The sequence below is a fragment of the Croceimicrobium hydrocarbonivorans genome (assembly GCF_014524565.1).
In the GTDB taxonomy this organism is placed as follows: Bacteria; Bacteroidota; Bacteroidia; order Flavobacteriales; family Schleiferiaceae; genus Croceimicrobium; species Croceimicrobium hydrocarbonivorans.
In genome coordinates, this window is sequence record NZ_CP060139.1 from 3,002,420 (window position 1) to 3,027,215 (window position 24,796).

Below are 24,796 nucleotides of genomic sequence, written 5' to 3' on the forward strand. Positions count from 1 at the left end.
TCAATAAAGGATTAAATAATGGCATTAGAATTTACCGAAGCCAATTTCGAAGAATTGGTACTGAACTCAGACAAACCCGTATTGGTTGATTTTTGGGCAGAATGGTGTGGTCCCTGTCGTATGGTAGGCCCGATTGTAGAAGAACTGTCTCAAGAATACGACGGTAAAGCAGTAATCGGCAAAGTGAATGTAGACCAACACGGCGAGATCAGCATGAAATACGGTATCCGTAATATTCCAACCTTATTGGTGTTTAAAGGCGGAGAAGTAGTAGACAAGCAAGTAGGAGTAGCTCCTAAAACTGCTTTGGCAGCTAAGCTGGACGCTCAGATGTAAGATATTCTACCAGAAGAAGAACCTCGCTTATTAGCGGGGTTTTTTTATGGGCAATCGAAGGCTTTTTAGTATCATTGTTATCTACCCTTTTATCCTGTAAAGTGGCTGAAATTCAATCATTAGAACCTTTTCATTACCGCGATTTTGAGCAGCTTGAGCTCCTGGCTAAGCAAGTGGTAGAAGGTTTTATTACCGGATTACATAAAAGTCCCTTTCATGGCTTCTCGGTAGAATTTTCGGAACATCGAATTTACAATCCTGGCGAATCCATTCGTAATATCGACTGGAAGCTCTTTGCCCGTACCGATCGTTTGTACACCAAGCGCTATGAGGAGGAAACCAATTTACGCTGTCGGATTCTCTTAGATACTTCTGGGAGTATGTTCTACCCTCGGGAGCGCATGCGCCAGGTGGAAAATCCTTCCAAATTTCTGTTTAGTGCTACCGCCACTTTGGCCTTGATGAATTTGCTCAAGCGTCAGCGTGATGCCGTTGCCCTGAGTTTATTTGGTAGAGAGGATTTTCACAGTCAGGTAGGTTCAACCTATCAGCATCATAAGGCCTTAGCCACCAAGCTTTCTCAAATTTTAGAGGAGAAATCGTTAAAAGGAGAGGAGCAGGTGAGCCTGAGTGATCAACTGCATTTAATGGCAGAGCGCACAGAGCGTCGTTCTCTAATTATCATTTTCAGTGATCTATTGGAGGTGCAAGATGATCCCCAAGCTTTTTTAGATGCCCTGCAACATTTGAAGCATGGCAAACACGAAGTGGTTCTGTTTCACACCTTAGATCGTGAGACAGAAACAGACTTTGATTTTCAATCGGGCCCTCACAAATTTGTGGATCTGGAAACCGGGCAAGAACTGCGCCTCAATCCAGCCGATATTCAAGGGGCTTATCAAGAACAAATGAATGCATTCCGCGATCTTTTAAGACGGAAATGCTTGCAATATCGCATCGACCTGCATGAGGTGGATGTGAAAGATGGATATTCTAAAGTTTTACAATCCTACTTACTTAAACGTAAAAAGCTCTATTGATGAACTTCAATGCTCTTATCCTCAGCTTACTGACCTTGTTTTTCGTGGCAGATGGCAATCAGCCTCAAGCTAAATCGGCGAAGAAGCCCAAAGCCAAGCGTCCTAATATTATCCTGATGATTGGAGATGGTATGGGCCATGCACAATTATCTACGGCGCTATTTTATGGCAATAAGGAGCCGCAATACCTACGCTTTCCGATTGTAGGTTTAAGTCGTACTTCCAGCAGCAGCCATAAGATTACTGATTCGGCAGCCGGGGCAACCGCCTTTAGTTGCGGAGTTAAAACCTATAATGGATCTATTGGAATGGCGGCAGATACCACTGCCTTGGAAACTATTTTAGAGTATCTGGATAAAGAAAATTGGAAGACAGGCCTAATTGCTACTTCTTCTATAACTCATGCAACTCCGGCTTCTTTTTATGCCCATGTTCCAATGCGTAAGCAGGAATTTGAAATCGCGGAGCAGTTCCTAAGCTCTCAGGTTGATTTCGCAGCAGGAGGGGGGAAGCGCTTTTTCTTCAATCGTTTGGATGAGCGCAATTTATTTCCAGATTTTGCCAAGGTGGGAATCGAAGTAGATACCACTGCTTTAGAGGCTAAGCAATGGCAGAAGGATAAGCGTTATGCCTATTTGTTGGCTCAAGATGGGATGACTCCTGTTTATCAAGGTCGGGATGAATTTTTACCAAATGCTACTGCTATGGCTTTGGATTATTTTGATGCTACGGCAGCGGATGAGCCTTTCTTTATGATGGTAGAAGGTTCTCAAATTGACTGGGGTGGTCATGCTAACAATGGCGAATATTTGGTTAATGAAATGCTGGATTTTGATAAGGCAATTGGCGTGGCTCTCGATTACGCTGAGAAGGATGGTAATACGATCGTTATTGTAACTGCTGATCACGAATGTGGTGGTTTCGCAATGGTAAGTGAAGAGGTGGAAGTGCCTTTCCGCGGCAAGCAAAATGATTACGATTCCTTGCGCTTTAGCTTCGGTAGTGGTGGACACTCTTCAAGCATGGTTCCGGTATTGGCTTATGGACCTGGAAGTCAAATCTTCAGTGGGATTTATCAGAACAACAGCATTTATCAGAAAATGATGATGTTGGCGGGTTATAATTAAAAAGAAAACGCGCCAGTAAACTGACGCGTTTTTAGAGAATACCCCCTCGAATGTTTTTTCAAGTCCGACTATCTATTACCCACTAAACGAACTCGACATTCAAGGCCTGCACAAGGCAGACCAGGTATTTCTGCAGTTTTATACTGCGGGACGCAATAGGATGCGGTTCATTGAATCCAGCAACATTTGCACCTGGAACACGAGGTCCTGGTCTGGCATTTCAATGTCCAAACGGTGGTACAATGGTTCATTTTGTGAAACGCTGAATTCAAAATGGTGATCACCACTCCTGAATTCTCTGAGCCGAACTACCATCTCGTAAGTTTGATCACCACTGCGGTCTTTCACCTGATAAAAAGAGTAGCGAGGCATTTTGCCTCCAATGAGTTCCGCTTCTCTTTCCTGGCGTGAAAGCTTTGGTATTGCTTGCACATGATCAAATCTTGCGGTTAATAGTTCCAAGGCTTCTTCCTTGTCTATTACCATAAAAAATCCCTCTATACAGATACAAATATAGGCTTTTCACATACAAAACGACTATCAATCAGACTGATGCGGTAGTATAAAATACCTATTGCTTTACTAAGTAATTGGCAATCAGAATTTTGGCTGCAATAATTAGTTTCAGGAGTCTGGCTTTGGTAGAGCTCTGATCATGAGGTGTTTAGCGGCAATAAAAAAGCCCCGATACCTATGGGCTCGGGGCTTTTCGCTCATTAGTAGGCTGTTCTTAACGCAGCATAATCTTTTGGTGGAAGCTTTCACCGTCTCGTTCTACCTGAACCAGATACATTCCCTTGGGGAGATGACTTACTTCTAATTCTAGGTATTCGCCCACCGCAGTTTTTTCTAAACTGTTTTGAAGCAATAGATTTCCGCTGAGGTCGTAAATGCTTAATTGGGCATTTTCTTTTCCGCGACCATTAAGTTCGATGATGATGCGGTCTTCAGCAGGATTTGGGTATACCAGTAATTGCTCAGTGAAGAGTGGATTTTCACCCAATGACACATCATTTTGCACTTCAATTTTTTGAGTGGTGTACAGGCGGTACTCACCAGGCTGTAAATTCAAAGTGGCATTTACATTGCTCACATTAATGCTATCTCCACTAAAGTACTCGTACCACCATCCGGTATTTTGGAAGTTAGGATCTGCATTTTGAGCCACAACATCGAAGTTACCGAGGATGGTCGCATTGAAATTGCTGTGATCCAGATTAATTCGCTTGGTAGCACCACTTAAGTCATAGCGGTAGTTATTACTATTAAAGGTAGGATTCTGAACTCTTAGGTTGATGATATCTGAAACCACCTCGAAAAGTCGGGCCCGGTTGGCATCATTTTGATAGTTCCAGCGAATGGGCTTATTACATACGCGACAAGGATCATTAATTCCTACATCATAACCCAATTCGCCAAATTGCCAGAGCATTTTAGGTCCGGGGATAGTGTAGAGGAATAAAGAAGTTAATTCTTTACGCGCCAGAGCAGTTGCCAAAACTTGAGTGTCGTAACCGCCGGAGGAATTACCATAGTTCAGCAATTTGTACATAATGCGCTCCTCATCATGACTTTCTTGATAGGCAACCAAATGCTTATAGGTCCAACCGCGTTGCGAATGGAATGCACCAGAGAAGTTAGAACCGGATAACCAGCCCATGGCTGCTTCGCCATAATCGTGATTGTGATTTCCCCAAAGCAAGAAGCCTTGATCCGAAAGGGCCTTTTCTTCAGAATTATCCGCAAAATGCTCCAGAATCATCACGGCTGAAGATTTAGCAGATTCCATCTGGCCTTTTAGGCGATTTAGGATGTCGATACGGCTTTGGTCGTACTGACCCCAGGCACCGGTATTCCCTAAAGTATTGTTTTGAGTAAAGCCTTTGGAGAGGTCCATTCGATAACCATCCACCTTGTACTCGCTTACCCAATATTTCATAATGCGCTCGGCAAAATCTTTGGTAGCCTGTGATTCGTGGTTGAAGTCGTAGCCTACATTGAAATCATGTTTGGCGTCTACGTTTAACCAAGGGTTTTGGGGGGAAGGCTTACCATATTGACCCGCAGTCGGATCAAAATACAATTGCACTAAAGGACTCTGACCAAAGGCATGGTTAAGTACGACATCAATAATAACGGCAATACCGCGACCATGGCAGATGTCTACAAACTCTTTAAACTTCTCTGGTGTGCCATAATATTTATCCAAAGCCATGTGGAAGCTTGGGTTATAGCCCCAACTTTCATTGCCTTCAAATTCATTAACCGGCATCAATTCGATGGCATTAACACCAAGGCGATCCAGGTAGTCTAAAGTGTCAATTAGAGTTTGGTAATTGTGGGTGGCGATGAAATCGCGGATATGTAATTCGTATATGATCAGCTCATCCTTGCCGGGAGGCGTGAAATTTGGATTTTGCCAATTATAAGCCGGACGATCCATCTGGATTAAGCTGGTGATACCCGTGGTTTTCCCGGTAGGATAGTCAGGTAAATTAGGCCAGGTAGTAGCACCGATATAGGAGTCGTTCCAAGGATCGAGAATTAATTCTGAATAGGGATCCGCAACTTTGAGGTCGCCATCCACCCAATATTGGAAGGCATAGAAATCACCAGGATTCAAGTTATCGATGCTTAACCACCAATCACTACCATTCGGATCTTTCTTCATGAAGTAATCCGGATGAGGTTGCCAATTGTTGAAATCACCAATTACATAAACGTAATTTTTAAAAGGAGCATGAAGCTTCAAGGTGATTTTGGAGGGGCTATCGTAATTGATACCATACTCGGTGCCAGAAGGAACGGCCTGAGTTTGCACAGCACTATTTACCACATAGTATACGGTGTCGCGCTCAATAGTGCTGCCATCATCGGCAACCAGTTCCACTAAGTGCATACCTGCAGCGCCAGCCGCAAAGCTGCTATTAATGCTGCGGGCATTGCTAACCGAGCTTTTTAAAACACCATTATCATAAATGTCGATATCCGCATCTTTACTGGTAGCTCCGCTGAAGCTGAGGTTTTGACCAGTAGTGGCGATTTGAGTAGTAGCAGGACTTAAGAATGCGGCTAAAAGTCCGGCATTCGCAGGATAAATAGGGTAGAAAATATCGCTGCCATCGGCGGCACGGCCCACATTATTTCCAGCTTGATCTCTAAATACGAAGGATAATTCGGTTACCACCGTACCCGCACTTACATTATAGAAGGTAGGGATGTGGTAGGTAATGCTGTGTTTATTGTTCCCAAGGGGAGTCATTACTACATTCGGATCTGCGGTTCCCCAGTTGCCCTGTACATTTTGCCAGTTTCCGGGGCCACCGGCTTGAGTAATAATTCCGGTGTGAGCATATACGGGTACAAATCCCACTAAGGCACCATTCCCTTCAGTTGCATCGAAGGTGATAGTTACCGTGTCATTTTGAGTTGGAAAGGCCGGGTCTACGGATACCACCTGTGCCGGGATGACAAAGGGGAGCAGTATCAGCATCCAAAGCTTAGTAATCTTAAAGTCCATAGTAGTATAAAATTTACTCTGCAAAATACATAAAAATTGTATTGATCAAAAGGGGTTCTCGCTCTGTATCCCTTTGCTAGTCTAGTTTGTGTCATTTTTACACTTAAACCCAGTCCTAGCTTGAGATACGCGCTTTTTCGACAAAGTAGATTTAGGCAGGATTCAGAAAAATCCAATTTGGAATTTCAACTTTTTTGGCCCTCAATTTTTCTTAAAAGCCTTTCTTTGGCCTCCAGAAAAATGCATTCTCATGGCCGATTTAATTTTTGCCTCCCACAATGACAATAAGAGTCGGGAAATCCGTCAATTGCTTCCCGATTATCAGATAGCTTCTTTAAAGGATTTGGGTTTTACTGAAGATATCCCGGAGACTGGAAATAGTCTTGATGTTAATGCAGCGATTAAGGCCGAGCGCATTTTTAAAGAGTATCAAAAACCGGTATTTGCAGATGATACAGGCTTAATCGTTCCCGCTTTGGATGGGGCCCCTGGCGTTTTCTCAGCGCGTTATGCCGGCCCGGAAGCCAATGCTCAGGCTAATATGGCTAAACTGCTTAGAGAATTAGAAGGTGAAGAAAATCGCTATGCCTATTTCGAAACAGTAATCTGCTATATAGATGCCCAAGGTGAAAAGCACTTTTTTAGTGGTAAGGTAAAAGGTCGGATTCTCGAGCAGCAACAGGGCGAACAGGGATTTGGCTATGATCCTGTTTTTTGTGCCGAAGGGGAAAGTTTAAGTTTTGCCGAGATGAGCCCGGCTGCCAAGAATGCCATTAGCCACCGGGGTAGAGCATTAGAAGCCTTTATTCGCTTTCTTCAGCCAAGCTGAAAAAACTGAAGGCTACCTTACCGTAATTACGGACTTCATAAAAGTGCTCTAAGTGGGAGAGATCGGTTTCGCGATCATGTTCCAGTACCAGAAAGCCATCCTCCGCCAGGAGTTTCTTGAAAATGATCTGCTCTATTAATTCCTCGTATTGAGTATAATCATAAGGAGGATCGGCTAGAATCAGATCGTAAGTGCGGTAATCGCGTTTTACAAAATCCAGAACTTCCGCTCTCTGAACCTGCAGGATGTCGGCAAAGCCAATACTTTGAGCTGTTCTCTCAATAAAGCTGCAGCATTTTGGGTTTTGGTCTACCGCCGTAATTTGCTCGCAACCTCTACTGGCTAATTCGTAGGATAGATTACCCGTACCGGCGAAGAGATCCAGAACCGTGATTTCTTCAAAGTAGAAATGATTATTCAAGATATTGAACAAACCTTCTTTAGCGAAGTCGGTTGTAGGTCGAACGGGTAAATTGAGTGGTGCTTTAATAAGCTTACCACGAAATTTCCCACTGATAATACGGGTCATAAAACGCCTAATAAATTGATGTTCTCGCGCAGATCTTTCTCACTGATCATCGGCGAGAGCTGGTAATTGTTGGGAACCGAAATGTCTTTAACCTCTCCAATGTAGCGTTCGAGTAGGCTACGAAGCTTGTCACCTTTCAGGCTTAAGCCGCCCACTTTAAGGTGCAATTCGGTAGGTAAGAATCGATTTTGTTCCAGGCTGTATAATATGAAGTACAATAGGTCTTCTTCCGTTTGGAACTGGAATTTATTATACCACTGCACCTTACCTTTTTGAGCTAAATAAAAATCAGCTTCGCCCGGATTTACATAAAGGATGCCGGTAAAGCTTTCGCTTTTAGTGGCCTGATACAGGTTTTCAATGGCACTGGCCTGATGCTGGATTTGCGCTTGCATAAAGCGCTTGTTGATCCAATCGCTAATGCTTTCGGGAATAGCATGCACCATTAAGGCTTCGCTATGGGTCCAGTGATCGGTGTAAATGCGATCACCTTTTTGGAGTTTGGCGGTATAGGATAGGATTTGCTGGCCTTTGCCTTTTTGGTAAAAATGTTCGGGAACCAGGCTGAATTTTTGAAAATTGACCAGGCACTTTAGGCTGGCCGAGAGATCGGGATTAACAGGCAATTGATCCAAACTCTTTTCATAGAGTTCAATTAGCTTAGTTTCCGATTTTTCTTCTTTCCAAAATCTTTGGGCACTGAGGAGAATACGACGCTTGTTTTCCCCAGCTACCAGAATGGAAAAGCCTGTCTTGGACAGGCTTAACACGGTATGACAATCTTTGAGCGTATCGCGGTTTAAGCCTGGGTCGACTTTGAGCGAAAGCTCGGCTATATTATCTCCAGTTACCACTTAATGTAGGTTCGTTCATGTCGCCTACTTGTAAGGCATACTCCTCATCAATGTACTGGCCATATTTGTTCAATACATCGTGGAAGATCGCGGTATTAGAAGCTTTGGCTTCAAATACAGGAACTACCACATCATTAACTTCCAGCTTTCCGGCTTTCAGATCGAATTCTTTATTGTTGCTGAAAGGAATGTAGCGTAAGCTTTCCGGATCAAAATCAGCATTAAAGAGTTTAAGCTTTACGGATTCGTAGCCCAAAATTTTCTTTACAATGGTATCCTTTTCCATTTCTTGTTGGTAGGTCTCATTGTAATACATAAAGGTAGAGTCTTTACGCTCTACACGGGCAATTTTACCGGTATCAACAAAAGCAATTACCGCATTTAAGTCGGCAGCGAACTCGCTGTACTCAGTACGGTAGGCTTTTTGAATATCTCGAATTTGCTCCAGTTTAGATTTCACCGCTGTATAGCGACGCTCTTTTAATTTTTCATAGTTGATCGGATCAAGGATGATCGAGTATAGGCGATAACCCAAGAAAACAATCAGTAAGAAAAGACCAATCTTAATTAGCGTTGAAGTCGTGGAATTCATTCTATTTACGGACGTTTGGTGTTCGTGCTTGCGACAAAACTACAATTTTTTTTAGTTGGCAAACTTGTTTTTTCAACCCTACTTTTGAAGGATGAATAAGGAATGGAAAAGAGCTTTTTATACACATCTGAAAAAGGCTTTTCCCCATCAGCCAACACAGGGGCAGCTTGAAGCATTTAAACAGTTAACGCTCTTTTTTGCAGAACCGCGTGCCGACCTGGTTTTTTTACTGCGCGGTTATGCTGGAACCGGTAAAACCAGCCTTATTCAAGCCCTGGTTCCCAGTCTGGAAGCTTTTCAAAAGAAGGCCGTCTTATTGGCGCCTACCGGGCGAGCGGCTAAGGTTATGAGTCTGTATTCCGGTCGACCGGCATTTACCATTCATAAATATGTGTACCGATTGCAAACGGATGGACGTGGGTTTTCCATTTTCCGCTTGCGACCCAATAAGGCTCGCGACACCGTTTTTATTATTGATGAGGCTTCAATGATCAATGATGATCGCAGTGATTGGTCGGGATCGGTATTAGCTGATTTGCTCGAATTTGTGAATAGTGGTGTGCGTTGCCAACTCTTATTGGTAGGAGATACCGCTCAGCTACCCCCGGTGGGGAGTGATGAAAGTCCGGCCTTGAATGGCGATTATCTAGCCCGTTTGTATGGATTGGAAAATTATGGAGTGGAGCTTAAAGAAGTAATGCGGCAAGAACAAGAGTCGCAGCTTTTAGCGAATGCCACCTTTTTACGTAAGCTTCAGATTGAGCCCCCTTTTGATCAACCACAGTTTAAATTAGGTCCAGATGTATTGCGTTTGCAAGAGGGCTTTGAGGTGGAAGATGCCTTGAATCAGGCCATTTCGGAAGTGGGTAAGGAGGAGATGTGCATTATCGTTCGATCGAATAAACGCGCCAATCTTTACAATCAGCAATTACGACGGCGGGTGCTTTGGCAGGAAGATGAGATTTCGACCGGTGATTATCTGATGGTGGTAAAAAACAATTACCACTGGTTACCCGATGGCCATAAGGCCAGCTTTATTGCCAATGGGGATATATTGGAATTATTGGAGATCTATCAATTGATCGAGCTTTATGGAAAGCGCTTTGCTCGGGTGAAATTGCGCTTCACCGATTATGTCGATGCGGAGCCCTTCGAAAGCATTATCTTATTGGATGTATTGGATCATCCGGGTGCATCTTTAAGTTGGGAGGAGCAAAGGGCTTTCGCCGATGAGGTGGCCTTGGATTATCAGGATTTGCCTACTAAGGCAGCTATAATGAAGGAGCTTAAGGAGAATCCCTACCTCAATGCCTTGCAGGTAAAATTTGCCTATGCTATAACCGGTCATAAGGCTCAGGGTGGACAGTGGAAGAGGGTATTTGTAGAACACCCCTGGCGGCCGGAAGAAGAAATCACTTTAGATTATTTACGCTGGTTGTATACGGCCATCACCCGGGCGCGGGAGGAGGTTTATTTATTGGGCTTCCCGGATCATTATTTCACTCAGGCTTCGGAGCCGGATTGGGAATAGAGCGCTAGAAGCTCAGTTAAAGAATCCGGACTTTCCTTTAAGCTTAAATACCTACTTAGATTTTTAAAGAGCTCTTTTTGCGCTTGGGGATTTTGGTAAATCTTAGCGGCAGGTGCAGATTGACTTTTCGATAGTTTTTCGCCCCGCTCTAAAATCAAAGGATGGTGATAGAAGTGAACCGCTTCAAAGCTTTTTAAATTAAGTTCTTGGGCCAGGGCGATTTGGAAAAGACTGGAATCCCTAAGATCGGCACCGCGCACAATATGGCTGATCTTAAAATGTACATCATCGATCAGAGAGGCCATTTGATAGGCAGGATGTCCGGCTTTGCTTTTAAGTACCGTATAACGCATGGCTTGAGGAAAGTCTTCAGAACAGGAATTTCCTGACCAATTTTTAATTTCAAGCTGGGCAGAGTTTTTCTTCCAGCGCCAAGCGAAATCAGGATTATCCAAACTCAAATTTCGATTCAAGCAAGTACCTGGATAAATGCCTTCAGAGTTTAGCTCCAAAATGTCTTTGCGAGAACAATCACAGGCAAAAACCTGATTTTGATCTTTGAGCTGATTTAAGGCCCTGTGATAAAGATCCAAACGCAGCTCTTGCGACCAGTTTTTTTCAAAATCCTCAATTCCGGAGGGCCCTTCATCATAGTCGATACCCAGTATTTCCAGGCTGCGGAATACATCTTCCAAATACTCCACTCGATAGCGTACACGATCGAGGTCATCAATGCGAAGCAGGATGGAGAGCCCTTCCTTGCGTGCCATCAACCAAGTTAGGGCAAAGGCAAAGAGGTTCCCCTGATGCAAATAACCGGAGGGAGTAGGAGCGATGCGGGTTTTTATATATTTGGCCTCGTTCAATATCTGCTATAAACCTGATTCTATTCTTTTCAAAAATCTGAAAAAGCTTTCGATTTCTATGAAAATGTATCCATTACTACTTGGGCTGGTATTCGCATGCCTGAGTCCGAGGGTCCATGCCCAAAATGACGATTTAAAAACTGTGCATAGCCCCTTATTCGCAGGGGAAAATTGGCCGGAGGATCTGAAAAAGGACTGGCTCGCTAAGATTGGTGAAAAAGTTGGAGAGGATGGACAGATTCATATTGATGAATCGGATGCCGCTTCGTATGATGACTTCTGGTTACTCCAGTTTTCATTCATTCAACATATGCTATCCAATGGGAATATGGTCTTTGATGATAGTATTACCCATTATTTAAATGGATTGGCAGATCGTGTTTTTGTCAATGAGCCTGATTTAAGAAAGAAACTTCGTTTTTATACTTATCGGAGTGATGAAAGCAATGCCTTTTGTATTGCCGATGGGATGATCTTTATTAATACTGCACTTATTGCCAGATGTTCTGGTGAAGAAGAGTTGGCATTTATTATGGCGCATGAAGCTGCTCACTTTGCGCTGGAGCATTCTTATGAAGAGTTTAAACAGCGCAGTAGTCTTCAGGATATTGATTGGTTAACATCTGCTGATGCGATCGATTACTACCTACAAGCACTGGAAAGGAGTCAAGAACAAGAGTCGGCGGCAGATTTATGGGCCAGCTCCTTGGTTACCAAGCTTTTCTCTAAAAAGCATGCAGAACAAGCCTTAAAGGATTTACACTATTCCCAATACCCATTTCAAAGAGAAGCTCTTAAGCAGCATCCATTATTTGGGGATTTAAATCTTAGTTTACCAGCATCCTATTATTTAGCAGATACACCTGCCTATTCTGAGAATCTTGACTATCCCTATAAAGAATTAACGCACCCCAGCATCGGTGAACGAATTAAGGGGATTGCCAAAATTGAACAGGCCTCAGGAGGAGAGGTTGGTTTTAAGTCGAATGAGAAAGCTTTTCGGGCTATACAGGAATTAGCACGTCTGGATTTAATTTCATCTGAAATTGATAACCGTAGGATTGATCTCGCACTTTACCATTTAGCGGCAATACAGGAGAGCCATGGCAAGAGTCCATATTGGGCTTATTTGAAATTGAAAGCATTACACACTTTGTTGCTTTTGAAAAGTTCTCAAAGCTTAAGTGATAATCTCCTTGATATTTCGGGCACAGAAGGACCACTGCAAAGTTTGAATTTTCAATTGAAGCAATTAAATACGGAGGACTGTTTACTTATTGCCTTGAATGAGTCTAAACGGATTGAAATTGAATTTCCTACAAATGAATTTTTGAAAAACTGGAGCCGAGAATATATTGGATTGTACTTCTACAGCGATATTGAATCCTGGAATCGTTTACTCTATTCGGGGAGGCGTTTGAATATCTCCGATACCATTAATTATATCGATCAAGAGTTAAAAACTTTGGTTGAGAAATCGGCTATTCCAGAACTCAAGAAACTAATGCCAGCAACACAATTGCAATCCTTGGTTCAATCAAATTCCAAATGGCTGCAAGATTATTTTCAGAAGGCAAGAAGGATTAGATTCAGTGTTGTTAAACTAGAGATTTCCAGTACAGATGAATATATGCTAAATAGCGGATTAGGTTTTACCTCAGAAGACAAGTTAAGAGATGAGATGACTTTTCGAGTGGAGTCGCCTCTTGAGAAGGAAGTTTGTATCCTCAGTCCGCAGATTTATACTTCTTCAGATCCTGAACAGCAATTTTCTCAAAAGATAGATGCTGCCTTTATGGAAGAAGGCATCTTAAAATCGATTAAGAATGGAACAAATCTCAAATTAAAGGCCTATGATCTGTATTATCCACATTATAGAAGCTATGAAGGTTTAAGCTATAATCAGTATGTAGCAATCTTAGAAAGACTGCGTGAAATAAGATTCTATCATTATCTGGCATTACCAGCTCCTGAAATGGATTTTACGCAAGCTTGGGAATTGAATGACACTTATTATGGGTCACTCCTGGGATACATCTCCTCAAGCTCTGAGTATTATATTATGGAAATCAGTGACTTGAACAAAGGTTTGATTCAAAAACGATTTTTCGAGAAGCTTCGTAGTCTGGACCCTGAGAATATGGACAATTTGGTTCAGGAAATTAACGAATTTAGTTACCCTTAATTATGATTCGGAATTTGTTAAAGCTGTCCTTGTTGCCCCTTGTTTTTATCGGGTTTAATTCGGTCAAAGCACAGGTACTATGGGAGGAAACAGAAGAAGATGAGTCTTATATTGACTATTTAGGTGAATTAAGTGGCAATCATTTATATCGAATTTATGATGGTTATTTCCATAGTGAAGAAAAGTTCAACTATGCAGTGTATCGTATTTACAATGAATCGACCCAAGAAGTATTGAAGTCATTTGAGCCTGAGTGCGGAATTATATTGATGGACTTCGTTAAGAATGATACCCTCTATATGGTCTCAAATGATTATATGAGGGATTCTAAAGAGTATCAAATTCGCCTGTGGCGCTTTAATTCCAAACTTGAAGAAATTGATAAAAAGACAATTCACTCTTGGGTCAACTTGATTGGCCCGCAGAGTGTTAGGGCCAAGGTGGATAAGTCGAAAAAGTATATTGTAATTACGCAATTAAATAGCATTGGCGCTGGTAGAAAGACTTTTGAAACTGTATCCTTGGTTTCACTTGCGGATCAGAAGATGCTATTTAGCAATACCTATCGTAGGTCCTGGAATGACTTTGACTTTTTTAGGTACCGAAATCGGAACATGTCCGAGCTGCTTGTCGCTGAGAACGGAGATGTTTATTTATGTAGTGACAATGGACTTTTATATTGCTTCTTGCGCGAGCAAAATTTCAACTTGTGGCAATTAAATATGAGACCAAAAGATTTGAGTGCTTTCAAGCTTTTGGCCGGATCTGAATTGAGCGTATTAAATGATACTACTCTCCTCTATACAGCGGAAATACTAGACTATCAAGGTTATGTTAAACGACCTACATTCTGGGCAATGAAAACCATTCGGTCTGGATTGGTAGCGGTACAAATAGATAGTCGAACTCAATTACTGTCCTTAAAAGAAATGAAAACAGTAAATGATGCGCAAAAAGGATTTAAAACTTCTTGGTACGGAGATAAAGAAAGACCTGGGCTTAAGCAGATGAGACCCATCGTTTTTCGAAGTGAAGATGGAAAGCGCATTTATAGGATTACGGAGGAAATTCAACAAGAATTAGGGGAAAACCGGTGGTTGGCTTATAATATGTTTAGTGATTTGTATCTGTCTGTCTTTGATCTAAATGGCAATCTAATGGACTCCCAAAAAATTTCGAAGCGTCAAATTGCAATGAACTTTACTCAAAATGGAGGATCCTATTTCTATCGGGAAGAGAAAGGCATGCTATATATCGGTTATTATGAATTGCCCGAAGACGAAAAAACAGGTAGTAATATCGCCTTGCAAAGTGGACGAGATAACTTTGAGGATGAAAAGTATCTTGAAAAAGCTCAGTTAAAGGTAGTGACCTACAATCCTGAATTAAAGTCTTTGGAAAACAAAGTGTATGGCTCTCAATTATTTCTTGAGGATTATTATCTGGCAACCTCGCGTTTTCAGTCCCTTCAGGGAGAAGAGCCGATCAAAACCTTTATTAGTAAGAAGAATAAATTTGCCTTAGGTAGATTGATAAACCTACCCTTTGTTAATTAATACGGTAAGCTAACGTTACACCTAGTAAAAACTTCAATCGATTTTTTTGTTGAAAGGTATCAAAGTTGGTTCTGATCGGTTGGTCGCTTAGGTAACTGAAATTTTGGACGGGATAATATTCTAAGCCCACTTGAAAACTAGATTCAAAAGGTTCCCAGTCGATCATCCAGCCAAAGCCGCCCTCCAGTCCAAAGGCCTGCGCTTTGATACCAAAACTGTTTCCGTTTAAAGAGGAAAAAGGACCGGAGTTTGTGCCTCCTCCGAAATAGTCAGACTTAGTTTGTTGATCTTTATATTTTAAACCTAGGTCATAGTAAAAATTGTCCATGCCTTCCCGGCTGGGATTAAGGTATTGTCTGAAATATATTCCGGTTCCCCATCCTGAAAAGTTGTAATCGCCAGATTCGAGTAGGTCTGTATAGGCCGTGGCATCAGACTTGAAGAAATCCTTTACATCATTACGGGCTCTGAGATCAAGTAGTATAGAATACTGTCTGCTAAGGGCATGTTCCCAAGCTAAATTGTATTCTCCGGTCACAATGCTACTAATGCTGGTTTGAATGCGATTGTGTCGGTATTCTCCTTCTTGATATTGCTCTTTAAGTTTGTTTTTGAGCTTTTCTCGCTGGCCATACATGGTGCTGCTAAAAAACAATAACAGAAGTAAAAGTGGAATGCGTTGCAGATTCATAGGTTTAATTGAAATAGATTTTAGGTTTCAAAAATAAGAGCTTCATTGGGACTTTATGTAATTTACCGCCATGAAACGCTCCCTCGGAAAATTCTTCTTTTACCTGGCCGGCTGGAAGTTGAAAGCCAATATTACCGATGAAATCAAGCATTCGGTAATGGTAGCGGCTCCCCATACTTCCAATTGGGATTTTCCCTTTGCCTTGGCCGCTTTCTGGATGATGGGAATCGATCTAAAGTACTTCATTAAAAACGCCTATACCCGCGGTTTGCATGGATTGTTTTTTCGTTGGACGGGTGCCATTGGCGTAAACCAGAAGAAGCACGGCAACCTTACGGATTATGCTATCCGTTTGTTGAAGGAGCGTAAAATGGTAGTCTTAGTGCCCGCAGAAGGAACTCGTAAAAAAGTAGATAAATGGCGGACCGGTTTTTACCGCATTGCCATCGAAGCTAAGGTGCCTATTAGTCTGGGTTATCTAGACTATGCCAAAAAAGAAGCCGGCATCAGAGGGGTGTTTTGGCCCAGTGGCGATTTTGATCAGGATATGGCCCATATCGAGGCACAATACCGCGATATAGGTCCAAAGTTTCCTGAGAATTATAATCCTAAAATTTACTAGGCGCCGGGAGGTCGGCTAGGTCGAACTTCTACCTTGCTGGGCAGAGTTCGGGGATTGATCTTTAATAGGTCTACCAGCAATTCACCGATATCTTCTGGCTGAATTTTCCAGGCATCCTCCGCCGTTGGAGTGTGGCCATTAAAGTGACTGGTTACCGAGCCGGGCATAATGGTGCTTACGCGAATATCATATTTCCGCAGGTCTAACATTATAGATTGCGTCATCCCGGTAACGGCAAACTTACTGGCATTGTAAGCGCTGGCCGTGGGGAAGAAATTGGTGCCCGCCAGACTGCTAATGGTAAAGATATAACCCTTGGTTTTCTTAAGGGCATCTACACAAGCTTTGATGCTGTAAAAAACACCGTTTACATTGGTGTCGATCAGCTCTTCCCATTTAGCCGGTTCCATTTCGTCGATGGGAGCGAAATGACCGATTCCAGCATTAGCAACCAAAACATCCAAACGACCAAATTTGGCAATGATATTTCCACAAGCACTTTCCAGATGATCGTATTCGCGCACATTAACGGCTAAAGGAAGCACCTTGCCTCCGGTGCTGTCTTCCAGTTCCTGAGCAGCCGATTGGGCAGTTTCGAGATTGCGGGAGCTGATGGCTACTTTCATGCCTTGCTCCAATAGGGCCTGGGCAATTCCAAAGCCAATGCCTTTGTTGCCGCCCGTAATAAAGGCTACTTTGCCTTCTAATGAATTCATATAGGGATTTTTTAAAATAACTCCATTTGACCAGTATCGTTCGCGTCATTCTCCACTAATTCGGGATAAGTCACTTCTTCCAAAGCCTCGGCTACATTTCCCAAGGCTTTTTTGCCTCGCAGGGCTTGAACCGTATGGGCCTTTAGGTCATCATCCGGATAGGCTTTGCAGAGGTAGTTGATGCGTTCTTCTGGATTTTGTTCTTGCCAGTCTTCCAGCCATAACCGCTGTGCTTCGCGATCTAAGATAACTGGCATTCGTGGGCCTTTGAGCTTGGGATTATTATGGATCTGACTTAAAAGCTCATTCCCCACGGTAGTAACAATGGTGAAGCTGCGCCAGATTTTCTGACTTTCAGGATCGGTCCATTCTTCTTTTAAACCGGCTAAAATCATGGGCCCTTCATCGCGATGACGGATGAGGTAGGGGATGTTTTTTCCGGCTTTATGATGATGCTCAAAGAAACCATCGGTAACCACCAGACAGCGTCCCTTTTTTACCGCGCCCCGAAAAGAGGGCTTTTCCAATAAGCTTTCGCTACGGGCATTAAGGGTATTATTCCAAATGCTGGTGGCTTGCTCTTTATCTTTTACCCAAGAGGGAATTAATCCCCAAAGATGGGTGTCCACTTCTAGTTTGTGGACATCGCTTACTATCGGGAAACTGGGGTGAGCATAGCCACTGGCATGAAAAACGGGGCCCTGAGTTTCGCGAATACGTAAAAAATGCTCCTCTAATTCCTGAATAGTTTCGTCGCTGTAACCAATCCGTTGGGCATAATCTAAGGCCCTTTTGGTTAGAGATAGGGAGTCGTAACACATGGAATAAAGCTAAGGATTTAGCTCCTTTAATTCGGGCCTTCCATGGGCTTTAAAATCTTGGCATCCACATAAAAGCAGCCAAAGGGAATAAAGCTCGCCACCAGAATTACCAGAGCAGTGGTTTTAAACTTCCATTTCTGACTGTTAGCTACCATTAGCGCCAGCAAAACAAAAAGGATGAAAAGGCCGCCGTGCACAGGGCCGATGCTTTTTACCCAAGTGGGATTATCGAAGTAATATTTTAGGGGTACGCCGATAAGCACCAGCAGGATGAGTGATATTCCTTCAATAATGGAAACTAAACGCAGACGGCCGATGGAGGTAGAAACTAGTTTTTTCAAAATGTGTTTTCAAGTGGAGCTGCGAAAATAGAGAAGAGGCTTTAGTAAAGCGATATCATTCATTTATGGTATGGATATCTTTCCCTATGCATGCTCAAAATTCACATAAGGCAGGCGCTCAATATACTTGGCTTCAACGCTTACAAAATCGTATTCTTCGATTACAATTCCCCGAATCAGGTAAATGCCTTTCCCCTGAAAAGGATAGCGCTCGGCGACCGGCGGGAAGTGAACGGTATCAATAAAATGCCCTGCCTGATCGAGGAAGGTGCCAAACATCATATGGCGAGCTTGCTGTCCCCGAGTGGTCACATTTTTTACGTGAATTAAATAACCACAGAGTCGTATTTCCTCGCCAATATGTTGCGCAATATCCTGGGCGGCAATACAGCCTTCCGGTAATTCGGGAACCAATTGAAAGGGGGAGCTGAGCGGAAAGCCCAGGAGCTCTATTTCATCTACGGCCTGTTCATGCTCGCCACTTTCCAATTCGGGGAGCACCAATTTTTCGCGGGTATTCCGGAAGAGCTCATTTACGGGGGCTGATTTTTTAGCATTGCCCAAAATAAAATGCGCTTCCCAAAGCAGTTTCTTTTTGTCAATTTCCATTGCCCGAAATGCATTGATGCGAATAAGAAGAATGCATTGCTCCAGCGAAATTTCCACCCGCTCTAAAAACTCATTCAGGTTTTCGAAAGGTCCGTTCATATGCCGTTCCCGGAGGATGTTCATGGCTGTTTTTTCTTCCAATTCCTTAAGCATTTGCAGGCCCAGGAAAATTTGAGGATGAATCAGCACCGCCTCCATTTCGGAGCGATTGATGCAAGGAGCTTCTACAATACCTCCCGCGAGACGAGCTTCGTTGAGGTAGGTTTCTACCGAATAAAAGCCTCCGCCATTATTGATGGTGGCCAGCAGGTATTCGAGTGGATAATAAGCTTTCAGGTAAAGACTTTGATAGCTCTCTACGGCATAGCTGGCCGAATGGCCTTTGGCAAAAGCATAATTCCCAAAGCTTTCGATTTGCCGCCACACCTCGGTACTCACCGCTTCACTATAGCCCCTTTCTGCGCAGTTTTGGAAGAACTTGTCCTTAATAGTATCAAATTCATTGCGCTCTCGGAACTTCCAACTCATGCCTCTTCGCAGTACATCGGCTTCTTCCAAGCTGAGGCCAGCAAAGAAGTGGGCAACCTTTAATACATCTTCCTGGTAAACCATCACCCCATAAGTTTCTTCCAGTATTTCACCAATCTTGGGATGGATATACTGTCGTCTTTCGGGTTCACGGTAACGACGGATGTATTCGGCCATCATGCCACTGGCCGAAACTCCCGGGCGAATAATTGAGCTGGCAGCGACCAGGCCCAAATAGGTATCGGCGCGTAATTTTCGCAGTAAAGCCCGCATGGCGGGCGATTCTACATAAAAGCAGGCCATGGTCTGACCTTCGCGTAGCATGTCTTTAATCTTAGGGTCCTTGTAAAAGTTTTGCACCTGATGGATATCTAGTTCCTTAGCTTCGGGGCGGTTTTGCTTGACTAATTGAACTGCCTCCTTGATTTTGGCCAATCCCCGCTGCCCCAGAATATCGAATTTATGCAGGCCAATATCCTCAGCGGTATACATATCGAAATGCGTGGTAGGGAAGCCCTTAGGGGGTAAAAAGGTGCTGCCATAATAGGAAATATCTTTTTCGGGGATGAGGATACCACTGGCGTGTACGGTAAGGTGGTTGGGGAAATCTTCAATGCGCTTACCATAGCGGAGTACCAGCTTTTGCATATCGTCCCAGTCTTTGCCCCCCTGACGCCGTGCGCGACTAAGTTCATCAATATCTCTGCCGGGCAGACCTAATACCTTGCCCAGTTCTCGCACTATGGCGCGGTACTTAAAGGTGGTATAGGAACCCAGGAGGCTGGCTTTGGGGAAGCGCTCAAAAATATAGCGGGTAACATCGGCTCGATCGCGCCAGGAAAAATCTACATCAAAATCTGGGGGCTGACGCCGGGAAAGGTTGATGAAGCGCTCAAAGTAGAGATCGAGCTCAATGGGGTCTACATCAGTAATACGCAGGAGATAGGCCACCAGGCTGTTGGCGCCACTGCCCCGACCTACATAAAAGTAGTTTTTACGACGGGCATAGTTTACAATGTCCCAGTTAATGAGGAAGTAGCTGTAATAGCCCCGCTTTTCGATTACATCCAGCTCTTTTTCCAGGCGTTGATACACCTCAGGACCGGCATTGGGATAGCGGTATTCGAGGCCATTATAACATAGGGAGCGGATAATCTCGCGATCGCCGGTGAGGCTGTCGGTATAATGGATACGGTTAAGGCTTTTCGAATAGTTTTTAAACTCAAAATCCAAATTGCAATTGGCTAAAATTCGCTCGCTATTGCTGATGATTTCCGGGTACTCGCTAAAGAGGGCTTTTAATTTTCGTGAATTGAGTAAACCCCATTGTGCGGGAGCTTGCTTTTCGGCGGGGAGCTTGCTAAGCAGGCAGTTTTCGCCAATGGAACGCAAGAGGCGATGGGTATTGTAATCGCCTTTATGGCGGAAGCTATTCGGGTGTAGGATCACCATTTTACTGCTTTGATTCTTTAGAGGGGAGAAGCGCAGTTTGTTGAGATCCTTAGGCTCCAGGCCGATGTATTCATTTTCGCGAAGATTGCGTTTGGGGGCCCGATCGAAGGGATAAATAACATAGGCCTTTTCGAGGGGTGCCTCGGCTTCGGCTTCTAAATCCTGATGCAGGCGAGTGGAGAGGTAGTGGTTCATCTCAGCAAAAGCTTCTTCATCTCGGGCCAGGGCGATAAACTGTCTTTCGCTAGCCTTACAAAAGTCGATTCCCGCTACCGCTTTAATGCCGGCCTCTCGTGCCCGCCGACTAAATTCTATGCAGGCCGCTGAGGTGTTGATGTCGGTTAAAGCTAGTACTTCCTCGCCTTCCTCGAGAGCCCATTCTATCCACTCAGCAGGAGAGAGCACGCCGTATTTAAAACTGTAATAACTATGATGATTAAGCATGGGGCTAATAGATTTGGGGCTTATTGTCGGCGATGGGCCATAATTGCGGGAGCCATGCCATTAAAGGGATTGGCGCGATCCAGACTTTTAGATTCGAGGGTTTTGGCGCGTTTTACCGCATCGGAGCCAAAGCGCTGTCGCATGCGGTCCATGGCCTGATAGAGGCGGATTTTCTCAGCACTGTCTTCAAAGAGATTAATTTGATGACCACCTCCCACCAGATGGCTAAACTTCAGGCCGATCAGGCGTACCAATAAGCGTCTTTCGTAGAGTTTCTTGAAAAGCTCCTTGCTGATGTCGATCAGCTTATCATCGTTGCTGGTATAGGGAATCCGCTTTTGCAGGGTATAGGTATTGAAATCTGAATAGCGAATTTTTACGGTTACGCAGGCGCTAAGCTTATTGCCCTGGCGTAATTGGAAGGCCAGGCTTTCGGCCATAGCCACAATAAGAGTGTCGAGCTTTAGTACATCGGTGGTGTCTTTTTGGAAGGTGCGTTCCAGAGAGATAGACTTGCGCTCCTGATAGGGAACAATGGGAGAAGGGTCTACACCATTGGCTTTATGCCAGAGGCTGATGCCGTTTTTACCCATGGCCTTTTCCATCACCGGAAGGGGCATTTGCTGCAAGGTGTGGATATGACGAATGCCCATGCGATTAAGCAAAAGCCCGGTTTTGTCGCCCACCATGGGGATTTTCCGCACCAGCAAGGGCGCCAGAAAGGGCTTTTCAGTGCCGCGGGGTACTTCGAGGCGATTATTAGGCTTGGCCTCTCCGGTAGCTACTTTAGCCACCGTTTTATTGGTAGAGAGACCAAAGGAAATAGGCAGGCCGGTTTCGCGAATGATCTTATCCCGCATTTCTGTCGCCATTTTATAGCAGCCAAAAAAGCGATCCATACCACTGAGATCGGCATAAAATTCGTCTATGCTGGTTTTCTCAAAAAGCGGAACCTCCTCTTTGATGATTTCGGTGATGATATCCGAATACTTACTGTAGCGACTGCTATCTCCTTTAATCACAATCGCTTCCGGGCAAAGCTGCATGGCCATGCGCATCGGCATGCCAGAGTGAATACCAAAGCGTCGCGCTTCATAACTGCAGGAAGCGACTACACCACGACTACTGGTTCCGCCCACCAATACCGGTAAATTGTTTAAGGCACTATTATGCAAGCGCTCTACCGAAACGAAGAAACTATCCAGGTCGAGGTGAACAATGGTTTTGGAAGCTCCGGAAATCATCTTGCTATTAATTTTAGAATGATAGCGAAATTAGAAAATTCTAAGTTTCGAAAATCAAGTTTTGAAAAGCTGAAAGATCAAATAATTGGTTTCGAGGACTTAAAATTTTTAGAGCCTGAAATAGTCGTATCAAAAAATGACTATTGCTAAGAGCTAATAGGATAATGGTAATCCTGAACCTCTTAAGGGTTTGAATAGAAGTGCTTTAGAGCTGCGGCTCAGTGGCCGGCTTCGGAGAAACTTTGATTCTGAGTAAAGGTAGGATCGCTTAAAGCCAGTAGGAAAGCAATGAGGTCATCTTGCTCTTGATTGCTGAGGCTAAAGGGGCGAATTAGTTCGGATTGATTGGGATGTCCGGCTCCCCCTTTTTGATAATGCTGAATTACTTCCGCCAAGTTTTGGAAGCGTCCGTCGTGCATATAGGGAGCGCTAAAAGCCAGGTTTCGCAAGGAAGGTACTTTGGCCCGACCTTCATCGGCGGGGTCATTGGTGAGGCGCATGCGCAAGGGATCTTGATAGACCGAATCGAGGCCATTATTCTCGAAAGCATAATTGCTGAAATTGAAGCCTGAATGGCAGCTGGCACATTGGGTGCGGGAAGAAAAGAAAAGGGCCATTCCGCGAATTTCGGCCTTATTTAAAGCTTGGGATTCCCCTTGGTACTGATAACGATCGTAGGGGCTGTTGCCACTGATAAGGCTCCTTTGGAAAACGCCCAGGGCTCGGGTGATCACCCAGGGATCCGGTTCTCTCTCATAGGCTTCCTCACTCATTTGTCGGTAGCGGGCATTGGCTTGCAGTTTGGCCGCAATTTCCGGCATGGAATGGTCAAATTCATTATGCTCCTGAACAGGAACCAAGGCCTGCATTTCTAAGGTAGGAACACTGCCTTCTCGTAAGAAATAGGGGTGATAGCCAATATTAGTAAGGGAGGTGGCATTGCGAGTTCCGGGTCGATTTTGAATGCCGGGGCTAAAGGCTCGATCATCGGCGAAAGCCAATTCCAATTTATGGCAAGAGGCACAGCTCAGGCTGCTATCACGCGAAAGCACCGGATCGTAAAAAAGCTTTTTGCCCAGTTGCCAGCGGGCATAGCTGTATTGATTGTCTTCGGGGAAGACCATATCCGGAAAACCCGGAGGGATCTGTAAAACAAAGCCCTCCGGTTCCGAATTTTGTTCTTGATCTTTTCGGCAGGACCCTAAAAGAAGGAGGCCTCCCAGCAAAAAGACAAGAGTGGTATTTAGCTTTAATTTAAGCACTAGAAAGGACTGCTGTAACGTGGGTCGCTAATCATATCCTGATCAGTAAGGGTTTTAAGGAAGGCGATAATATCAGCCTTATCCTGTGCCGATAATTGCAGACCTCCCGAAACCCGGGTGTATTCCAGGGCTGGGTCTAGGGTAGCCGAGGCTTCCAGTCCATTGTTGTAATGATCGAGTACCTCTTCAAGATTTTCAAAGCGCCCATCGTGCATATAGGGAGCGGTAAGCTCAATATTACGCAGGGAGGTAACTTTAAACTTGCCTAAATCGGCCAGGTCCTGAGTGGCTTTATAACGACCACTGTCAATAAAGCTGCCATCGCCATCCAAACCATTGTTCATATACAGGTCATTCTCGAAAGTCCGACCAGCATGGCAGTGTGCGCAATCCGCTCCTGAAGTAGCTGGGAAGCCAGGGTTAAACTCGGCAAAGAAAAGTTCCCGACCGCGTTCTTCGCTATCACTAAAGCTGACCTCACCTCGCAGGTATTGATCGTATTTACTGTTATGCGAAACAATGGAATTCATAAACTGCTCCAGGGCCCAGGAAATACGCTCTTCAGTTATCTCATTAGAGCCAAAGGCCCGGATAAACTGATTGCGATAGCCTTCGCTGGCGCTGAGTTTACTAATCACATTTTCGAGGCTTTCATTCATTTCCAAGGGATCCTGAATAGGAAGCAAGGATTGATCTCGCAATAAATGTGCACGTCCGTCCCAGAAAAATTCATTTTGATGCCAGGCAGTATTAAACACGCTCATGGCCTGACGTTTTCCGGGAAGTCCTTCTACCCCGATTGAAAAACGGGCAGTGTCGGTAAAGGCATGTTCCTGGCGATGACAGCTGGCACAGGACATACTGCCATCCTTCGATAGGCGGGTATCGTAAAACAGCATTCTACCAAGTTGAACTCCTTGTTCGGTAAGGGGATTATCGGGATTGATAGAGGTTGGAGCGTCTAAATCACCATAATCCAAAACATAGGGGGTATTATCGTAAGTGGCCGTAGTTCCGGGATCTGTTGGGTCTTCTTTACATGAACCCAACAGGGCGGCCACCACGATAATCGCAGGGCTTAGATAAGATTTCAATGTCATC

At 44.1% G+C, this 24,796-nt stretch carries 22 protein-coding genes; 8 read left to right on the forward strand and 14 right to left on the reverse strand.

Going from position 1 to position 24,796, the window contains the following annotated elements; genetic code table 11:
* Window positions 1–18: 18 nt before the first annotated feature.
* The 3 genes from trxA (at window position 19) to H4K34_RS13640 (ending at window position 2,503) form a co-directional block, all read left to right on the forward strand.
* Window positions 19–336, forward strand: coding sequence for a thioredoxin (trxA, locus tag H4K34_RS13630; RefSeq protein WP_210757942.1), 318 nt, complete (start codon window positions 19–21; stop codon window positions 334–336).
* 101 nt (window positions 337–437) lie between these two features.
* The gene (locus H4K34_RS13635) at window positions 438–1,376 is read left to right on the forward strand and encodes a DUF58 domain-containing protein (protein WP_246452123.1); all 939 of its coding nucleotides are present in this window, start codon (window positions 438–440) and stop codon (window positions 1,374–1,376) included.
* Window positions 1,376–2,503, forward strand: a complete 1,128-nt coding sequence (locus H4K34_RS13640; protein ID WP_210757943.1) for an alkaline phosphatase — start codon at window positions 1,376–1,378, stop codon at window positions 2,501–2,503. Before H4K34_RS13635 ends, H4K34_RS13640 begins: the two co-directional genes overlap by 1 nt.
* A gap of 138 nt (window positions 2,504–2,641) precedes the next feature.
* On the opposite strand, the gene H4K34_RS13645 is transcribed toward H4K34_RS13640, so the two are convergent.
* Window positions 2,642–2,989, reverse strand: coding sequence for a hypothetical protein (locus H4K34_RS13645; RefSeq protein ID WP_210757944.1), 348 nt, complete (start codon window positions 2,987–2,989; stop codon window positions 2,642–2,644).
* 244 nt (window positions 2,990–3,233) lie between these two features.
* Entirely contained in the window at window positions 3,234–6,023 is a 2,790-nt protein-coding gene (locus H4K34_RS13650) for a DUF4961 domain-containing protein (RefSeq protein ID WP_210757945.1), read from the reverse strand.
* A 250-nt stretch (window positions 6,024–6,273) separates the two neighbouring features.
* On the opposite strand from H4K34_RS13650, the gene rdgB reads away from it, so the two are divergent.
* Complete coding sequence (gene rdgB, locus H4K34_RS13655; protein ID WP_210757946.1) at window positions 6,274–6,852, forward strand: RdgB/HAM1 family non-canonical purine NTP pyrophosphatase; 579 nt, start codon at window positions 6,274–6,276, stop codon at window positions 6,850–6,852.
* Here the strand turns inward: rdgB and rsmD are convergent.
* The 3 genes from rsmD to H4K34_RS13670 are packed head-to-tail and all read right to left on the reverse strand — an operon-like array spanning window position 6,827 to window position 8,827.
* Window positions 6,827–7,381 (reverse strand): 16S rRNA (guanine(966)-N(2))-methyltransferase RsmD, encoded by a 555-nt coding sequence (gene rsmD / locus H4K34_RS13660; RefSeq protein ID WP_210757947.1) that lies wholly within the window; start codon window positions 7,379–7,381, stop codon window positions 6,827–6,829. The two genes, rdgB and rsmD, sit on opposite strands and share 26 nt — an antisense overlap.
* Window positions 7,378–8,235 (reverse strand): DUF3822 family protein, encoded by an 858-nt coding sequence (locus H4K34_RS13665; protein WP_210757948.1) that lies wholly within the window; start codon window positions 8,233–8,235, stop codon window positions 7,378–7,380. Before H4K34_RS13665 ends, rsmD begins: the two co-directional genes overlap by 4 nt.
* Window positions 8,219–8,827 carry a hypothetical protein gene (locus H4K34_RS13670; RefSeq protein WP_210757949.1) on the reverse strand — a complete coding sequence of 203 codons (609 nt, stop codon included), beginning with the start codon at window positions 8,825–8,827 and terminating at the stop codon, window positions 8,219–8,221. Before H4K34_RS13670 ends, H4K34_RS13665 begins: the two co-directional genes overlap by 17 nt.
* Before the next feature lie 91 nt (window positions 8,828–8,918).
* Here H4K34_RS13670 and H4K34_RS13675 point away from each other — a divergent pair, with 91 nt between their 5' ends.
* Window positions 8,919–10,358 carry an ATP-dependent DNA helicase gene (locus tag H4K34_RS13675; RefSeq protein ID WP_210757950.1) on the forward strand — a complete coding sequence of 480 codons (1,440 nt, stop codon included), beginning with the start codon at window positions 8,919–8,921 and terminating at the stop codon, window positions 10,356–10,358.
* On the opposite strand, the gene H4K34_RS13680 is transcribed toward H4K34_RS13675, so the two are convergent.
* Window positions 10,331–11,224 carry a glutamate--tRNA ligase family protein gene (locus tag H4K34_RS13680; protein ID WP_210757951.1) on the reverse strand — a complete coding sequence of 298 codons (894 nt, stop codon included), beginning with the start codon at window positions 11,222–11,224 and terminating at the stop codon, window positions 10,331–10,333. The two genes, H4K34_RS13675 and H4K34_RS13680, sit on opposite strands and share 28 nt — an antisense overlap.
* A 64-nt stretch (window positions 11,225–11,288) precedes the next feature.
* On the opposite strand from H4K34_RS13680, the gene H4K34_RS13685 reads away from it, so the two are divergent.
* Both H4K34_RS13685 and H4K34_RS13690 read left to right on the forward strand, forming a co-directional pair.
* Window positions 11,289–13,409: a M48 family metallopeptidase gene (locus H4K34_RS13685; RefSeq protein ID WP_210757952.1), complete on the forward strand. Its 2,121-nt coding sequence runs from the start codon at window positions 11,289–11,291 to the stop codon at window positions 13,407–13,409.
* 32 nt (window positions 13,410–13,441) lie between these two features.
* Complete coding sequence (locus H4K34_RS13690; protein ID WP_210757953.1) at window positions 13,442–14,965, forward strand: hypothetical protein; 1,524 nt, start codon at window positions 13,442–13,444, stop codon at window positions 14,963–14,965.
* On the opposite strand, the gene H4K34_RS13695 is transcribed toward H4K34_RS13690, so the two are convergent.
* Window positions 14,958–15,656 carry a hypothetical protein gene (locus H4K34_RS13695; RefSeq protein ID WP_210757954.1) on the reverse strand — a complete coding sequence of 233 codons (699 nt, stop codon included), beginning with the start codon at window positions 15,654–15,656 and terminating at the stop codon, window positions 14,958–14,960. The two genes, H4K34_RS13690 and H4K34_RS13695, sit on opposite strands and share 8 nt — an antisense overlap.
* Before the next feature lie 70 nt (window positions 15,657–15,726).
* On the opposite strand from H4K34_RS13695, the gene H4K34_RS13700 reads away from it, so the two are divergent.
* On the forward strand, window positions 15,727–16,278 hold the full coding sequence (locus H4K34_RS13700; protein ID WP_210757955.1) for a 1-acyl-sn-glycerol-3-phosphate acyltransferase: 552 nt from the start codon (window positions 15,727–15,729) through the stop codon (window positions 16,276–16,278).
* Here the strand turns inward: H4K34_RS13700 and H4K34_RS13705 are convergent.
* The 7 genes from H4K34_RS13705 to H4K34_RS13735 form a co-directional block, all read right to left on the reverse strand.
* Entirely contained in the window at window positions 16,275–16,994 is a 720-nt protein-coding gene (locus H4K34_RS13705; RefSeq protein ID WP_210757956.1) for an SDR family oxidoreductase, read from the reverse strand. The genes H4K34_RS13700 and H4K34_RS13705 overlap by 4 nt on opposite strands.
* 11 nt (window positions 16,995–17,005) lie before the next feature.
* On the reverse strand, window positions 17,006–17,815 hold the full coding sequence (locus tag H4K34_RS13710; RefSeq protein WP_210757957.1) for an SOS response-associated peptidase: 810 nt from the start codon (window positions 17,813–17,815) through the stop codon (window positions 17,006–17,008).
* Window positions 17,816–17,841: 26 nt separating this feature from the next.
* Window positions 17,842–18,156, reverse strand: a complete 315-nt coding sequence (locus tag H4K34_RS13715) for a DUF3817 domain-containing protein (protein WP_210757958.1) — start codon at window positions 18,154–18,156, stop codon at window positions 17,842–17,844.
* An 84-nt stretch (window positions 18,157–18,240) separates the two neighbouring features.
* Complete coding sequence (locus H4K34_RS13720) at window positions 18,241–21,189, reverse strand: DNA polymerase III subunit alpha (RefSeq protein ID WP_210757959.1); 2,949 nt, start codon at window positions 21,187–21,189, stop codon at window positions 18,241–18,243.
* A 20-nt stretch (window positions 21,190–21,209) separates the two neighbouring features.
* Window positions 21,210–22,433 (reverse strand): DNA polymerase IV, encoded by a 1,224-nt coding sequence (gene dinB, locus H4K34_RS13725; RefSeq protein ID WP_210757960.1) that lies wholly within the window; start codon window positions 22,431–22,433, stop codon window positions 21,210–21,212.
* Window positions 22,434–22,651: 218 nt separating this feature from the next.
* Window positions 22,652–23,695, reverse strand: a complete 1,044-nt coding sequence (locus H4K34_RS13730) for a cytochrome-c peroxidase (RefSeq protein WP_246452124.1) — start codon at window positions 23,693–23,695, stop codon at window positions 22,652–22,654.
* A complete protein-coding gene (locus tag H4K34_RS13735; protein ID WP_210757961.1) occupies window positions 23,695–24,795 on the reverse strand; it encodes a cytochrome-c peroxidase in 1,101 nt (366 codons plus the stop codon). Before H4K34_RS13735 ends, H4K34_RS13730 begins: the two co-directional genes overlap by 1 nt.
* Window position 24,796: the final 1 nt, after the last annotated feature.

What these genes read in the sequence shown, in the direction of transcription:
- trxA (WP_210757942.1), top strand. Translation starts at nt 19, where the DNA reads ATGGCATTAGAATTTACCGAAGCCAATTTCGAAGAATTGGTACTGAAC.
- H4K34_RS13640 (WP_210757943.1), top strand. Translation starts at nt 1,376, where the DNA reads ATGAACTTCAATGCTCTTATCCTCAGCTTACTGACCTTGTTTTTCGTG.
- H4K34_RS13645 (WP_210757944.1), bottom strand. Translation starts at nt 2,989, where the DNA reads ATGGTAATAGACAAGGAAGAAGCCTTGGAACTATTAACCGCAAGATTT.
- H4K34_RS13650 (WP_210757945.1), bottom strand. Translation starts at nt 6,023, where the DNA reads ATGGACTTTAAGATTACTAAGCTTTGGATGCTGATACTGCTCCCCTTT.
- rdgB (WP_210757946.1), top strand. Translation starts at nt 6,274, where the DNA reads ATGGCCGATTTAATTTTTGCCTCCCACAATGACAATAAGAGTCGGGAA.
- rsmD (WP_210757947.1), bottom strand. Translation starts at nt 7,381, where the DNA reads ATGACCCGTATTATCAGTGGGAAATTTCGTGGTAAGCTTATTAAAGCA.
- H4K34_RS13670 (WP_210757949.1), bottom strand. Translation starts at nt 8,827, where the DNA reads ATGAATTCCACGACTTCAACGCTAATTAAGATTGGTCTTTTCTTACTG.
- H4K34_RS13675 (WP_210757950.1), top strand. Translation starts at nt 8,919, where the DNA reads ATGAATAAGGAATGGAAAAGAGCTTTTTATACACATCTGAAAAAGGCT.
- H4K34_RS13685 (WP_210757952.1), top strand. Translation starts at nt 11,289, where the DNA reads ATGTATCCATTACTACTTGGGCTGGTATTCGCATGCCTGAGTCCGAGG.
- H4K34_RS13695 (WP_210757954.1), bottom strand. Translation starts at nt 15,656, where the DNA reads ATGAATCTGCAACGCATTCCACTTTTACTTCTGTTATTGTTTTTTAGC.
- H4K34_RS13700 (WP_210757955.1), top strand. Translation starts at nt 15,727, where the DNA reads ATGAAACGCTCCCTCGGAAAATTCTTCTTTTACCTGGCCGGCTGGAAG.
- H4K34_RS13705 (WP_210757956.1), bottom strand. Translation starts at nt 16,994, where the DNA reads ATGAATTCATTAGAAGGCAAAGTAGCCTTTATTACGGGCGGCAACAAA.
- H4K34_RS13710 (WP_210757957.1), bottom strand. Translation starts at nt 17,815, where the DNA reads ATGTGTTACGACTCCCTATCTCTAACCAAAAGGGCCTTAGATTATGCC.
- H4K34_RS13720 (WP_210757959.1), bottom strand. Translation starts at nt 21,189, where the DNA reads ATGCTTAATCATCATAGTTATTACAGTTTTAAATACGGCGTGCTCTCT.
- dinB (WP_210757960.1), bottom strand. Translation starts at nt 22,433, where the DNA reads ATGATTTCCGGAGCTTCCAAAACCATTGTTCACCTCGACCTGGATAGT.
- H4K34_RS13735 (WP_210757961.1), bottom strand. Translation starts at nt 24,795, where the DNA reads ATGACATTGAAATCTTATCTAAGCCCTGCGATTATCGTGGTGGCCGCC.